General features: G+C 66.0%; 16 protein-coding genes. 14 read left to right on the top strand and 2 right to left on the bottom strand.

What is annotated here, in order from left to right; genetic code table 11:
* Positions 1 to 106: 106 nt before the first annotated feature.
* Entirely contained in the window at positions 107 to 1,291 is a 1,185-nt protein-coding gene (locus tag HNE04_RS21540; RefSeq protein WP_172223864.1) for a patatin-like phospholipase family protein, read from the bottom strand.
* A 157-nt stretch (positions 1,292 to 1,448) separates the two neighbouring features.
* Here HNE04_RS21540 and HNE04_RS21535 point away from each other — a divergent pair, with 157 nt between their 5' ends.
* From HNE04_RS21535 to hprK, 5 genes are all read left to right on the top strand, one after another.
* Complete coding sequence (locus tag HNE04_RS21535) at positions 1,449 to 1,640, top strand: hypothetical protein (RefSeq protein ID WP_172223861.1); 192 nt, start codon at positions 1,449 to 1,451, stop codon at positions 1,638 to 1,640.
* Between the two features lie 31 nt (positions 1,641 to 1,671).
* Positions 1,672 to 1,842 (top strand): hypothetical protein, encoded by a 171-nt coding sequence (locus tag HNE04_RS21530; RefSeq protein ID WP_172223858.1) that lies wholly within the window; start codon positions 1,672 to 1,674, stop codon positions 1,840 to 1,842.
* A gap of 258 nt (positions 1,843 to 2,100) precedes the next feature.
* Positions 2,101 to 2,430, top strand: a complete 330-nt coding sequence (gene hpf, locus HNE04_RS21525) for a ribosome hibernation-promoting factor, HPF/YfiA family (protein ID WP_172223856.1) — start codon at positions 2,101 to 2,103, stop codon at positions 2,428 to 2,430.
* Between the two features lie 134 nt (positions 2,431 to 2,564).
* Positions 2,565 to 3,032 carry a PTS sugar transporter subunit IIA gene (locus HNE04_RS21520; RefSeq protein WP_172223853.1) on the top strand — a complete coding sequence of 156 codons (468 nt, stop codon included), beginning with the start codon at positions 2,565 to 2,567 and terminating at the stop codon, positions 3,030 to 3,032.
* Positions 3,029 to 3,979: an HPr(Ser) kinase/phosphatase gene (hprK, locus tag HNE04_RS21515; RefSeq protein WP_172223850.1), complete on the top strand. Its 951-nt coding sequence runs from the start codon at positions 3,029 to 3,031 to the stop codon at positions 3,977 to 3,979. The genes HNE04_RS21520 and hprK overlap by 4 nt, the downstream gene beginning before the upstream one ends.
* 39 nt (positions 3,980 to 4,018) lie before the next feature.
* On the opposite strand, the gene fur is transcribed toward hprK, so the two are convergent.
* Complete coding sequence (gene fur, locus HNE04_RS21510) at positions 4,019 to 4,486, bottom strand: ferric iron uptake transcriptional regulator (RefSeq protein ID WP_172223848.1); 468 nt, start codon at positions 4,484 to 4,486, stop codon at positions 4,019 to 4,021.
* Positions 4,487 to 4,558: 72 nt separating this feature from the next.
* Between fur and HNE04_RS21505 the strand changes: the two genes are divergently transcribed.
* The 9 genes from HNE04_RS21505 to HNE04_RS21465 form a co-directional block, all read left to right on the top strand.
* Entirely contained in the window at positions 4,559 to 5,113 is a 555-nt protein-coding gene (locus tag HNE04_RS21505; protein WP_172223845.1) for an outer membrane protein assembly factor BamE, read from the top strand.
* 12 nt (positions 5,114 to 5,125) lie between these two features.
* Positions 5,126 to 5,947: a 4-hydroxy-tetrahydrodipicolinate reductase gene (gene dapB / locus HNE04_RS21500; RefSeq protein WP_172223843.1), complete on the top strand. Its 822-nt coding sequence runs from the start codon at positions 5,126 to 5,128 to the stop codon at positions 5,945 to 5,947.
* A 10-nt stretch (positions 5,948 to 5,957) separates the two neighbouring features.
* Positions 5,958 to 6,602 (top strand): MotA/TolQ/ExbB proton channel family protein, encoded by a 645-nt coding sequence (locus HNE04_RS21495; RefSeq protein ID WP_172223841.1) that lies wholly within the window; start codon positions 5,958 to 5,960, stop codon positions 6,600 to 6,602.
* The gene (locus HNE04_RS21490; protein WP_172223838.1) at positions 6,602 to 7,024 is read left to right on the top strand and encodes an ExbD/TolR family protein; all 423 of its coding nucleotides are present in this window, start codon (positions 6,602 to 6,604) and stop codon (positions 7,022 to 7,024) included. The genes HNE04_RS21495 and HNE04_RS21490 overlap by 1 nt, the downstream gene beginning before the upstream one ends.
* Before the next feature lie 53 nt (positions 7,025 to 7,077).
* The gene (gene leuS, locus HNE04_RS21485; protein ID WP_172223836.1) at positions 7,078 to 9,699 is read left to right on the top strand and encodes a leucine--tRNA ligase; all 2,622 of its coding nucleotides are present in this window, start codon (positions 7,078 to 7,080) and stop codon (positions 9,697 to 9,699) included.
* On the top strand, positions 9,699 to 10,190 hold the full coding sequence (locus tag HNE04_RS21480) for an LPS-assembly lipoprotein LptE (protein ID WP_172223833.1): 492 nt from the start codon (positions 9,699 to 9,701) through the stop codon (positions 10,188 to 10,190). Before leuS ends, HNE04_RS21480 begins: the two co-directional genes overlap by 1 nt.
* Before the next feature lie 3 nt (positions 10,191 to 10,193).
* Entirely contained in the window at positions 10,194 to 10,679 is a 486-nt protein-coding gene (locus HNE04_RS21475) for an Lrp/AsnC family transcriptional regulator (RefSeq protein ID WP_172223831.1), read from the top strand.
* Positions 10,680 to 10,844: 165 nt separating this feature from the next.
* Positions 10,845 to 12,980 carry an ornithine--oxo-acid transaminase gene (gene rocD / locus HNE04_RS28450; protein WP_172223829.1) on the top strand — a complete coding sequence of 712 codons (2,136 nt, stop codon included), beginning with the start codon at positions 10,845 to 10,847 and terminating at the stop codon, positions 12,978 to 12,980.
* 744 nt (positions 12,981 to 13,724) lie between these two features.
* Positions 13,725 to 13,869: DUF4372 domain-containing protein (locus HNE04_RS21465; protein ID WP_172223826.1), on the top strand; the 145-nt coding region annotated here is incomplete at its 3' end.

Genomic DNA, 13,869 nt, shown 5'->3' with positions numbered 1-13,869 from the left:
TTCGGCGTTGTGGCAGGTGATGCTTTCAACCCCGAGTCCGGGCGTTGAAAGCTACCGACTAGGGTAGGTTTCCAAGGAGCGCTCTCCAGCTATTGCGACCGCGCGATTATGCCGTGGCGGTACCGAAGAAAGCCAGCAATTCTTCCTTGCGCGCGTAGGCATCCTGCTCGCCCAGACCGATCAGGGCCTGCACGAAGCCCGGCTCGAACAGCAGGTAGCTGGCCAGCGCGCCGCCGCCGCCCTTGAGCGCGCCCAGGCCCCCCAGGGCGCGCCGCACCGAGAGCGGCAATTCGTGGGCATGGGCCTGGGCCAGGGCATCGAGCGACTGCGTGGGCTGGATGGAAAGCACATCGACGCTGCGATACGGCAGCACGCCCGCGACCTCGCGCGGCAGCTGTTGCAGCGTACGGGTGACGCGCTGGGCCTGCTCCACGTCGGCTTGCAGCGTGTCGTGGAATACGCTGGCCATGGCGTGGCCGGCGATGCCGCTCAGGGTCGGCTCGCGCTCCAGGGTCAGGGTTCCGCCCACCAGGCCGGCGCGCTGGGGCTGGCCGGCGCCCAGCACCAGGATCTTGTCCGCGCCCAGGTGAACCGCCGGCGACAGCGGCGAAGCCTGGCGCATCGAGCCGTCGCCGAAGTATTCGCGCCGCCCGTCCACCCACAGCGGCGTCGCCGGGAACAGGAAGGGCAGGGCGCTGGAGGCCATGAGGTGCTCGATGGTCAGCGGCTGGAACTCGGACCGCCGCCCCGGGCGGTTCCAGCCGCCGGGCGGACGGTCGCGCGCGGTATGGCAGAAGGTCCAGTGCACGCCGCTGGTGTAGCTGGAGGCCGTCACCGCCACGGCGTCGATGGCCTTGGCCTGCAGCGCCTCCTCGATCCCCGGCAGCGAGACCGCGTGATGCAGGGTGTCGACCAGCCGCATGTTGTTGAGGATGGCGCCCCGACCGCGGGCGTTGCGCCACAGGCTGTAGGCGGTGGCCAGGCGGCTGAAGCGGACCCAGCGCGGCACGTCCAGTTCGTACACGTCGGACGATCGCAGCCGGCTCCAGAACTGCCCCAGGTGGTCGAAGGCCTGCAATCCCGACGTCGCGGCGCTGGCCAGGTAGGCCGCGTTGAGCGCTCCGGCCGAGGTCCCCACCAGCACCTGGAAAGGAAACGCGGCCGAGTGCGGGGCCTGCAGCCGGAGCATGGAGGCCATGGCCTGCAGCACGCCCACCTGGTAGGCCGTGCGGGCGCCCCCGCCCATCAGCACCAAAGCGTGGACGGGTCGGGCGGGGCGGGTCAGGCTCATGCCCGGCCATGGTAGAGCAAGCCCGGGCCCACACCGCTGAGGCAGGACGCGTCCTACAAATCTGGGCCGACCTGTCCGACATACCCGATGAGGCAAGGCCCCTAAATTCGATTTGTCTTCCCGGCCCATCCACAAGCCGGGACCCCAAGGAGCTTTCATGATCCAGCTGGCGAACGATCCGAACGCAAGCAAGACAAGTTACCGCCCTGAGCACAGCGAAGCCAAGGGATCGGATTTCAGCGCCAAGCGTGGCCGCACCGGACACGCCTGGCCTTTCCTGAGCAAGTATGCCGAGCGGCCCGCCCCGCAGGACACCCAGAAACCTGCCGCAAGCAACAGCGGAAGCTGACAGCCGGCACCCCTATACGGAGCGAGCATTTATGGCCAAGGAATCCAAGACCCCGAACAAGTTTTCGGACACCCCCCGCGACAAGCCCATGGGCGAGCGCACGGAGCACGCCAACCTCGAGCGGCCCGGAGCCCAGGCACACCCGCGCGCCCGTAACTGGAGCAGCTACACCGACCCGATCATGGCTTGGCGCACTCGCTGAGCCTTGAAGCCACTGAAGGTGGCAAGGCGGCCCCGTAGGGGCCGCTTTTTTTGTCCTGCCGAGAGGAAAACCCAGGTTTTTCAAGCACTTGCGAGCCAGCCCGACAAAGGGTTTCACTTTGGCCGGCGGCGTGACTGAAATGCGTTGCTTTTCAAGGTCAACACGAGCATAGTGATTCGACCTTCCAAGAATCCAATTCGCCGGCCGCAGGCTCAACAGGGCGGCCATTTCAACCCAGCGTGAAACAGGAGGTCATTCATGAATTTGACGATCAGCGGTCACCATCTCGAAGTCACCCCGGCACTTCGCAACTACGTGACCACCAAGCTTGATCGGATCACACGGCACTTTGACCAAGTCGTCGACATCAGGGTGCTGCTCACAGTGGAAAAGCAAAAGGAAAAGGAACGACGACAGCGTGCGGAGTGCAAGATTCACGTCAAGGGCAACGACATGTTCGCGGAAAGCTCCCACGAGGATCTTTACGCCGCCCTGGATGAGCTGGTCGACAAGCTCGATCGGCAGGTCGGCCGCCACAAGACCCGGCTGCAGGACCACCATCACGACGCCCCCAAGCGAGTGATGTAAGGTGAACGGATAGTAAAAGGCGCCCCCAGGGGCGCTTTGTCATTTGGGGAGTGTCGGCGCAACACTGCTCGGCGGCGTTTTGGTGCGGTACCCCGTCCAAGCTGCATCAAGGTGCATAATCGTAAACCCCTACCATGAACCGCCTCGCGTCCATCCTGCCCGCCGCTCAAGTGCTCGTGAGCGTCGACGCCACCAGCAAGAAGCGCGCCTTCGAAGAAGCGGGGCTGCTTTTCGAGAACCTCCACGGCCTGTCGCGCGCGCTGATCACCGACAGCCTGTTCGCCCGCGAACGCCTGGGTTCGACCGGCCTGGGCCACGGCGTCGCCATTCCCCATGGGCGCATCAAGGGCCTGAAGGCGCCGATGGCCGCCCTGTTTCAGCTGGCCCAGCCGATCGGCTTCGACGCGCCGGACGAACAGCCGGTCGTCCTGCTGATCTTCCTGCTGGTGCCCGAGGCCGCCACCCAGAAGCACCTGGAAATCCTGTCCGAGATCGCCGAGCTGCTCAGCGACGCACCGCTGCGCGAGAAGATCAAGGCCAGCACCGACGCGGCCGAACTGCACCGCCTGATCGCCACCTGGCAATCCGCGCAACCCGCGTGAAACCAACCGTCGTCAGCGCCGACGTCCTGTTCGAAGACCATCGGGCGCAGCTCAAGTGGGAATGGGTAGCCGGCCTAGGGGCTTCCGAGCGCCGCTTCGACGAGATCGCGGTGCGCGCCGCGCGCTCCGGCGCCGACCTGGTGGGCTACCTCAACTACATCCATCCCTATCGCGTCCAGATCCTGGGCGAGCGGGAAATCGCCTACCTGACCAACGCCACGGCGGAAGACTGTGCCCGGCGCATTGCCCGCATCGTCACGCTGGAGCCGCCGGTGCTGGTCCTCACCGACAACCAGGTGGCGCCGGACGCGCTGCTGTCGATGTGCGAGCGGGCGCAGATCCCGATGTTCGCCACCCATGAGCCCTCGGCCTTCGTCATCGACGTGCTGCGCGCCTACCTGTCCAAGCATTTCGCCGAGCGCACTTCCATGCACGGCGTGTTCATGGACATCCTGGGGCTGGGCGTGATGATCACGGGCGAATCGGGCCTCGGCAAGAGCGAGCTGGGCCTGGAGCTGATCTCGCGCGGCAATGGCCTGGTGGCCGACGACGCGGTGGACCTGTACCGCATCAACCAGACCACCATCGAGGGCCGCTGCCCCGAGCTGCTGCAGAACCTGCTGGAAGTGCGCGGCATCGGCCTGTTGGATATCCGCGGCATCTTCGGCGAGACGGCGGTACGCCGCAAGATGCGGCTCAAGCTGATCGTCCACCTGGTGCGCCGCGAAACCCTGGAGCGCGAATACGAGCGCCTGCCCTATGAACCGCTGACCCAGGACGTGCTGGGCGTGCCGGTGCGCAAGGCCGTGATCCAGGTGGTGGCCGGCCGCAACATCGCCGTGCTGGTGGAAGCCGCGGTGCGCAACACCATCCTGCAGCTGCGCGGCGTGGATACCTATCAAGAATTCGTCGAGCGCCACCGGCGCGCGATGGAGCAGGACAAGTGACCGAAGTCATGGATTGCGGGTCAAGCCCGCAATGACAACCTAACTCCGGTGCCCGTCGGGGTGGTGGACGAACGAGTGCCCTTCCGGCCGGTTGGGGCAGGGGTTCTTGGTGCAATGGGCGTACAGGCTCAGCGCGTGATCGGCGATGGAAAACCCCTTGGCCTTGGCCACGGCCTGCTGGCGCTTCTCGATCTCGGCGTCGTAGAACTCCTCGACCTTTCCGCAATCCAGGCAGACCATATGGTCGTGGTGGGTGCCTTCGTTGAGTTCGTAGACGGCCTTGCCGCTCTCGAAATGGCTGCGGCTCAGGATGCCGGCCTGCTCGAACTGGGTGAGGACCCGATACACGGTCGCCAGCCCGATGTCCGAGCGCTCTTCCAGCAGCACCCGGAACACGTCTTCGGCAGTCATGTGCCTTTGCGATCCCTTCTGGAACACGTCCAGGATCTTCAGCCGCGGCAGCGTGGCTTTGAGGCCGGTGCTCTTGAGTTCGTCGATGTTGGCCATGGTCTTCCCCGCGGGGCCCCGGGGCGGGGCAGCCGCTACAATGGTTTGATCATATCGCTACCCGGTTTCCCAATGTCCGCTTCTCCCTCCCGCGCATCCCGCCTGGTCCTGGCGCTGGCCGCCTGCGCGGCCGTGGGCGCCTGCGGCACGGTGAACAATGCCACGCACCGCCTGGCCGATTCGATCACGCCGTACAAGGTCGAGGTCGTGCAGGGCAATTTCGTGTCCAAGGAGCAGGTCGAGGCCCTCAAGCCCGGCATGAGCCGCCAGCAGGTGCGCGACATCCTGGGCACGCCGCTGGTGAGCAGCGTGTTTCACCAGGACCGCTGGGATTACGTCTTCACCATCAAACGCCAGGGTGTGGCGCCGCAGGCGCGCAAGCTGGCGGTGTTCTTCAAGGGCAGCGAGCTGGAGCGCTTCGAAGGCGACGAGATGCCCAGCGAGGCCGAGTTCGTGGCCACGCTGGACAACAAGCGCAAGGATGCCAAGGTGCCCGTGCTCGAAGCCAGCGAGGAAAGGCTCAAGCAGTTCTCGTCGGGCCGCCCGGCCGCCGCGGCCGCGCAGCCGGAATCGGCCGAGCCGCCGCCCGCCACTAGCTATCCGCCGCTCGAAGCGCCGGCTCGTTGAGCGGGTTCAGGCATGGCTGATACCGGGAAATCCCTGCACAAAGTCGCCGTGGCTGGCGCCACCGGCCGCATGGGCCATATGCTGATCGAGGCGATCCGCGACGCCGGCGATTGCGAACTGGCCGGCGCGCTGGATATCCCGTCCAGCCCCGCCATCGGCAACGATGCCGCGGCCTTTCTCGGCATGGCCAGCGGCATTGCGGTTTCCGCCGACCCGCGCGCGGCCCTGGCCAATGCCCAGGTGCTGATCGACTTCACCCGTCCCGAGGGGACGATGGCGCATCTCAAGGTGTGTCGCGAACTCGGCATCAATGCCGTGATCGGCACCACCGGTTTCGGCGAAGGGCATAAAGCGCAGATCGCCGATGCGGCGCGCGACATCGCCATCGTCATGGCGCCCAACATGAGCGTCGGCGTGAACGTGACGCTCAAGCTGCTGCAAATGGCGGCCCAGGCGCTGGCCACCGGCTATGACATCGAGATCGTCGAAGCGCATCACCGCAACAAGGTCGATGCGCCCTCGGGCACCGCGCTCAAGATGGGCGAAGTGATCGCCGAGGCGCTCGGCCGCGACCTCAAGGATTGCGCCGTGTATGCGCGTGAAGGCGTCACCGGCGAGCGTGACCCTTCCACCATCGGCTTCGCCACCATCCGCGGCGGCGATATCGTGGGCGACCATACGGTCCTGTTCGCTGGCACCGGCGAGCGCATCGAGATCACCCATAAGTCAGCCAGCCGATCCACCTATGCCCAGGGCAGCCTGCGCGCCGTGCGCTTCCTGGCCGGCAAGCGCAACGGCCTGTTCGACATGTTCGACGTGCTGGGCCTGCGGTAAGCCAGCCCGGATGAGCTTTTACGAACTGTTCAGCCAGGGCGATGCCGTCACCAAGGTGGTGGCGGTGCTGCTGCTGGCGATGTCGGTGGCCAGCTGGGTCGTCATCCTGTGGAAAGCCTGGCTGCTGCGCCGGGCGACCGGCGACGTGAGCCGCAGCACCGCGGCGTTCTGGCAGTCCCCCTCGGTGGATGAGGCCCAGCAGAAGGTGGGCGCCTTCGATCGCGAGCGCCTGGTGCTGCCCCTGATCGCGGCCACCCGGCTGGACGCGCCGGGCTCGCTGGCAGCCGCCGGCGACCGCTCCCAACAGCTGACGCGGCTGCTGCGCGACGCCCTGCACCTGGTGCTGGACAAGCTGCAATTCGGCCAGGTTCTGCTGGCGACGGTAGGTTCCACGGCGCCATTCGTGGGTTTGCTCGGAACCGTCTGGGGCATCTACCACGCCCTGATCGGCATCGCCACGGCCGGCCAGATCACCATCGACAAGATCGCCGGGCCGGTGGGTGAAGCGCTGATCATGACGGCGGCCGGCCTGGCCGTCGCCATCCCGGCGGTACTCGGCTACAACGTGTTCGGCCGGCTGATCGGCCGCATCGAGGCCGACCTGGAAGGCTTCGCCCGCGATCTGCGCGAACTTCTGACTCACAAGGCAAGCTGATGGCTTTCGGCCGCTTGGAGCGCACCCAGGGGCCGCAGCCCATGAGTGAGATCAACATGACGCCCCTGGTGGACGTCATGCTGGTGCTGGTGGTGATTTTCATCATCACCGCGCCCCTCCTGGCCAGCTCGATCCGGCTGGACCTGCCGCGCACCGACGCCGCCAAGCCCAACGACGCCCCCAAATTCGTCACCGTGGTCCTCGACAAGACGGGCGGGACCTTCCTGAACGAGAAGCCGGTGACCGCAGCCCAGCTGGCCGAAAGGCTGGTCCAGGCTGCCCGGGACAACCCCGAAACCGAAATCCAGCTGCGGGCCGACCAGGCCGTTCCCTATGGCCGGGTGGTCGAAGTGATGGGCGCGGCGCAGAAAGCAGGCTTGAACCGTATCGGTTTCGTCGCCGAACCGCCCGCGGCGCGCTGAAGCCGCCCGTAAAATCGCCGCAGGCCGGGGCTTACTTCCCGGCACACTCATTTATGCAAGAGAAATACAACCCCTCCGAGGTAGAGCGTGCGGCGCAGGCGCATTGGAACGCGAACGACGCCTATCGCGTGACCGAAGACGCGAGCAAGAAGAAGTTCTACGCCTGCTCCATGCTGCCCTACCCGAGCGGCAAGCTGCACATGGGCCATGTGCGCAACTACACCATCAACGACATGCTCACGCGCTACCTGCGCATGAACGGTTACAACGTGCTCATGCCGATGGGATGGGATGCCTTCGGGCTGCCGGCCGAGAACGCGGCCATGAAGAACGGCGTGCCGCCGGCCAAGTGGACCTACGACAACATCGCCTACATGAAGAAGCAGATGCAGGCGATGGGGCTGGCCATCGACTGGAGCCGCGAAGTCGCCACCTGCGATCCCGAGTACTACAAGTGGAACCAGTGGCTGTTCCTGAAGATGCTGGAGAAGGGTATCGCCTACCGCAAGACCCAGGTGGTGAACTGGGACCCGGTCGACCAGACCGTGCTGGCCAACGAGCAGGTGATCGACGGCAAGGGCTGGCGCACCGGCGCCGAGGTCGAGAAGCGCGAGATCCCCGGCTACTACCTGAAGATCACCGACTACGCCGAGGAATTGCTGGACCACGTGCAGCACAAGCTGCCGGGCTGGCCCGAGCGCGTCAAGCTGATGCAGGAGAACTGGATCGGCAAGAGCGAAGGCGTGCGCTTCGCCTTCACCCACGGCATCCGCGACTTCAACGGCGAGCTGATCGGCGGCGGCAAGATGTACGTGTTCACCACGCGCGCCGACACCATCATGGGCGTCACTTTTTGCGCCGTCGCGCCCGAGCACCCGCTGGCCGTGCATGCGGCGCGCAACAACCAGCGGCTGGCCAACTTCATCGAGGACTGCAAGAAGGGCGGCACCACCGAGGCCGAGCTCGCGCTGCGCGAGAAGGAAGGCATGTCCACCGGCCTGGTCGTGTTCCATCCGCTGACCGAGGAGCCCATCGACGTGTGGGTGGGCAACTACGTGCTCATGGGCTACGGCGACGGCGCCGTGATGGGCGTGCCCGGCCACGACGAGCGTGATTTCCATTTCGCGCTCAAGTACAACCTGCCGATCATGGAGGTGGTGCATGTCGACGGCGAGCACTACGACTACAAGCACTGGCACGACTGGTACTCCGACAAGGAAAATGGCGTCACCATCAACTCCGACATCTTCAGCGGGTTCTCGTACAAGGACGCCGTGAATGCAGTGGCGCATGCACTGGAGCAAAAGGGCCTGGGCGAGAAGAAGACCACCTGGCGTCTGCGCGACTGGGGCATCAGCCGCCAGCGCTACTGGGGCACGCCCATCCCGATCATCCATTGCGAGGAGCATGGGGCCGTGCCGGTGCCCGAGAAAGACCTGCCGGTGGTGTTGCCGCAGGACTGCGTGCCCGATGGGTCCGGCAACCCCCTGAACAAGCGCGAGGATTTCCTGGCGTGCAAGTGCCCCGTCTGCGGCAAGCCCGCGCGGCGCGAGACCGACACCATGGACACCTTCGTGGATTCGGCCTGGTACTACATGCGCTACTGCGATCCCAAGAACGACATGGCGATGGTGGCCGCGGGCGCCGCCTACTGGATGCCGATGGACCAGTACATCGGCGGCATCGAGCACGCCATCCTGCACCTGCTGTACGCCCGCTTCTGGACCAAGGTGATGCGCGACTTCGGCCTGGTCAAGGTCGATGAGCCCTTCACCAAGCTGCTGACGCAGGGCATGGTGCTCAACGAGGCCTTCGTGCGGGTGGGCGACAAGGCGGGCAAGCAGTACTACTGGGCCCACGACCTGGACATCGCGCGCGACGAGCACGCCAAGGTGCTCTCGGCCACGGCCAAGTCCGACGGCCAGCCGGTCACCTACGAGGGCTGGACCACGATGTCCAAGTCCAAGAACAACGGCGTCGATCCGCAGGACCTGATCGAGAAGTACGGCGCCGACACGGCCCGGCTGTACACCATGTTCACGGCGCCGCCGGAAGCCACGCTGGAGTGGAACGACGCCGCGCTGGAAGGCTCTTACCGCTTCCTGCGCCGGGTCTGGAATTTCGGGAACAAGCTCGGCCCCGGCCGGGCCATCGCCGCCCCTGCGCCGGGCAAGCAGGCCAAGGCGCTGCGCCTGGAGATCCACACCGTCCTGCGGCAGGTCGACTACGACTACCAGCGCATGCAGTACAACACGGTGGTCTCGGGTGCGATGAAGCTGCTCAATGCGCTGGAAGACTTCAAGGGCGCATCGGAGGCGGGTGCCGACGCGGCGGTGCGCGAGGGCTTCGGCATACTGCTGCGGGTGCTCTATCCCGCTACGCCCCATATCGCCCAGGAGCTGTGGAAGGCGCTGGGCTATTCCATGCCGCATGGCGAGCTGCTGGACGCGCCCTGGCCGCGCATCGATGAGCAGGCTTTGCTGCAGGACGAGATCGAGCTGGTGCTGCAGATCAACGGCAAGCACCGCGGTTCCGTCACGGTCCCGGCCGCGGCCAGCCGGCAGCAGATCGAGAAGCTGGCGATCGCCAGCGAGGACTTCATCAAACACGCCGGCGACGCGTCACCCAAGAAGGTGATCGTGGTGCCCGGCCGGCTCGTCAACGTGGTGGTCTGATGAAAAGACGAAACCTCCTGGTCCTGGCCAGCGCCTCATCGCTTCTGGCCGCTTGCGGCTTCCAGCTGCGCCAGGCGCCGAAGTTCGCCTTCAGCTCGATCTACATCGCCGTCGATTCCCCGGTGGGTCGGGAACTCAAGCGCAGCATCGCGTCCGGCGACGCCGTCACGGTGATCGACAAGGGCGCGATCACCGCGGCGCAGGTGGTGCTGGACGTGGTGACGGAGCAGCGCGAGAAAGTGGTGGTGGGGCTGAATGCCTCGGGACAGGTCCGCGAGTTCCAGCTTCGCACACGCTTCAAGTTCAAGCTGCGCACGCCCCAGGGCAAGGAACTGATCCCGGAAACCGAGTTGCTGCAGCAGCGCGACATCAGCTTCAACGAATCGGCGGTGCTGGCCAAGGAGGCCGAGGAAGGCCTGATGTACCGCGACATGCAGACCGACATCGTGCAGCAGCTGATGCGGCGGCTGGCCGCGGTCAAAACTATCTAGAGCATGGAGCTCGACCGCGCTGACCTGAAGCTGCTCGAGCTGCTCCAGCGCGATGGCCGCACCACGGTGCAGGCGCTGTCCGAAGCGATCCACTTGTCGGCGCGCGCCACGCTCAATCGCGTGCGCAAGCTCGAATCCGAAGGCCTGATCGAGGGCTATCGGGCGCTGATCAACCGCGCCGTGCTGGGCGAGCAGATCTGCGTGTTCGCCGAGATCGCGCTCAAGGACCAACGGCAGGCGTCGGTGCAGCGCTTCGAAAAGCGGATGGCCGCCGCTCCCGAAGTGGTGGCCTGCTACGTGATCAGCGGGCGCTACGACTACCTCGTGCGCGTTGCCTGCCCGCACCTGGCGCACTACCACCGGCTTATCAGCGCCTGGCTCGACGATGCCTCCCTGGGCGTGGAAAAGATCGTCACCAACATCGAACTCCAAACCATCAAGGAGTTCGCGGGCTTTCCGTTGCTCGGGCCCGCCGCCGGCAAGTCCTGAGACGGCGCTTGCGCCTGCAAGGGCGAGAAAACGCGTCCTACGCCACTTCCGTTTCGGAAGTGCCGCACCTTCAATCATGCCGTTGCCGCTGTGTGTGCACGCCGGATTCACGTTCACGGCAGCAGGGTCCGGCCTAGACTTACCTCATCAACCGGGGATGCAGCCATGAACGCCACAACGACAGTTTCCACTCAGGATTTCATTGGGAAAGAGGCGCGCTTTGGCGCCAGGAACTACCAGCCGGTGCCGGTGGTCGTCGACCACGCGCGCGATTGCCTGGTGTGGGACGTGGAGGGGCGCGAATACATCGACATGATGGGTGCGTATTCGGCCGTGAGCCACGGCCACCTGCATCCTCGCCTGGTGGCGGCAGCGCATCGGCAGCTGGAACGGGTGGCGGTCACTTCCCGCGCGTACCACGGCACCACCCTGGGGCCGTTCCTGGAGAAGCTCTGCCATGTGACGGGCTTCGAGCGGGCGCTGCCGATGAACACCGGGGCCGAGGCGGTGGAAACGGCGATCAAGTGCGCGCGGCGCTGGGGCTATCGCGTCAAGGGCATCGCCGACGGCCAGGCCGAAATCCTGGTGGCCCGGGGCAACTTCCATGGCCGCACCAGCACCATCGTCGGCTTTTCCAGCGAGGACGACTACCGCGACGGGTTCGGGCCGTTCGCGCCCGGCTTCGTGCACTTCGACTTCGGCGACATGGCCAGCGTGCGCGCGGGCACCAGCGCCAATACCTGCGCCGTGATCGTCGAGCCGATCCAGGGCGAGGCCGGTGTCATCGTGCCGCCCGAAGGCTTCTTCCCCGAACTGCGCGAATGGTGCAGCCGCAACAACATCCTCCTGATCATCGACGAGGTGCAGGCGGGCCTGGGCCGCACCGGGCGCTGGTTCGCCTTCGAGCACGAGGGCATCCGGCCCGACGGGCTGATCCTGGGCAAGGCCCTGGGCGGCGGCCTGCTGCCGGTCAGCGCCTTCCTGGCCGACGACAGCGTGATGAGCGTCTTCAATCCCGGCAGCCATGGATCGACCTTCGGCGGCAATGCCCTGGCGGCGGCGGTTGCGCTCGAAGCGCTGCAGGTGATCGAAGACGAGAACCTGGTCGCCCGCAGCGCGGCAATGGGCGAGTACCTGAACGCCCGCTTGCGCGAGGTGATGCAGTCCAGTGGCGGGCTGATCCGCGGCGTGCGCGGGCGCGGCCTGTGGGTCGGCGTCGACGTCGAGCCGGCGTATGCAAGCGCGCGTGAGTTGGTGGAACGCATGGCGGCCCAGGGCGTGCTGTCCAAGGAGACGCATGAGACCGTGATCCGGTTTGCGCCGCCCCTGACCATCAGCAAGGCGCTGGTCGACAAAGCGGTGGATATCTTCCGGCAAGTCGTGCAAGGCAAGCAGAAAGAACTGGGTCTCGATTCGGCATTGCCGGCGCCGCAGCTGCTCATGAGCCCGCCTGATTTCTTCGAGGTGGCCTATGCCATCAATCCGTGGATGAATCCGCAGCAATGGTCGCTGGATGCCAAGCGCCTGCGGCGCGACGCGCTGGCGGGATGGGACGCCTTGCGCGCCACCTACGAGGCGCTGGGCGCCAGGGTGCTGGTGAAACCGGCGGCCCAGGGCTGGCCCGACCTGGTGTTCACCGCCAACTGCGCCGTGGTGCTGGACGGCAAGGCCATCCTGGCGCGCTACCTGAAGTCCGAGCGAGCCGGCGAAGAACTGCACGGCCAGCGCATGTTCGAGCAGCTCAAGGCGCGCGGCGAAATCGATGCCATCTTCCGCACCCCGGAGGGCGTCTACTTCGAAGGCGCGGGCGATGCGATCTACGACCCGGTGCGCAAACTGATGTGGATGGGCTGGGGCCAGCGCTCCAGCCGCGCCGCACACCACACGGTGGAGCAGGTGTTCGGTATTCCCACCCTGTCGCTGGAGCTGGTCGACCCGCATTTCTATCACCTGGACACGGCCTTCTGCCTGCTCTCCGGCGGCGAGATCCTGTATCACCCGGCTGCTTTCACAGAGGAAGGCCGCGAGCGGATCCTAGCCCTCGCCGCGGGCAAGCTGATCGAGGCGCCGCAGGAGGATGCGCAGCACCTGGCGGTGAATTCGGTGTGCCTGGGCCGCGACATCGTCATGTGCTACTGCTCCCAGGCCCTGCGCCAAAGCCTGGAGCGGCGCGGCTATCGCGTGCACGTGGTGCCGCTCGGGTCGTTCAACCGCTCGGGCGGCGCGGCCTATTGCCTCACCCTGAAACTCAACAACCTGTTCCGGGGTCGGGAGCGTGGTGGCGAAAAGCTGGCGGCGTAGTCATTGCAGGCCTGCGTGTGGGCGGCGAAGCCGCGTGCGGGCGGGCTGTGACGCGCGGTCAGCCCGTTCCGCGCCTTTTCAAGGCGCGGAAGCGGCGCCGGGGAACGGACCTGCGGGCTTCGGACTCATCGTGGACTGTCCTCGCACCCCGGAGAGGCCCGCGCGCTGATCGCGCGCAACGCCCGCAAGTCCATTCCCCGACGCCTCGGGCAGCCCTGATTGCGCGCCCCAGCCCGCCCACACGCGGCTTCGCTCGGACTTGGTTGGCGCGCCGGAGGCTTCTGCACTCCAACCACGCTTTTGCAAGGCTGTGCGCCGGTCGGCTGCGGCGCGCAATCGGGACCAGGTGAGATGCGGAGGTCGAGTTTGCGGCCGTTTGCGCGCGATCAGCGCGCAGGACGTCTCCGGAGCGCGGGGACAGACCACGATTAGTCCGAAGGCCGCAAACTCGACCTCCGCATCGTTTCGGCGCTCCCAGCGCCGAACGGCTGGTCCGCGCGCCGCAGCCGACCGGCGCACAGCCTTGCCGCGAGGTGTTGGCGCGCGTTTCGATATAGATGCCGGGTCAAAGCCCGGCGCGACAATCCTGAATTGCGGGTCAAGCCCACTACTGTCCGGAGAAGCGTTCTCATTTGGATCGCAAGTCGTTGATTTGATTGATTTAAACGGCCGGGCGTGGCCGGGTCGATTTGAATTTCAGCTTCCCGAAGCCGCACACTCGTATGGATTTGCGGGGGTGCGGCCATGCACAAAGGCAAGCTGGTATTTGCTCAATTGAAGGAGCATCTGCCGCGGTCCGTTTTTGATCGGTGCGTGGCGCGTTACTCGGGCTCGCACGCGCCGCTGAAGTTCTCGCATTGGGATCAGTTGCTGTGCATGATGTTTGCGC

This window comes from Caenimonas soli, from assembly GCF_013155545.1.
Classification (GTDB): domain Bacteria; phylum Pseudomonadota; class Gammaproteobacteria; order Burkholderiales; family Burkholderiaceae_C; genus Ramlibacter; species Ramlibacter soli.
The sequence above is the reverse complement of the archived record's forward strand: the minus strand, read 5'-3'. Positions and strand labels throughout refer to the sequence as shown.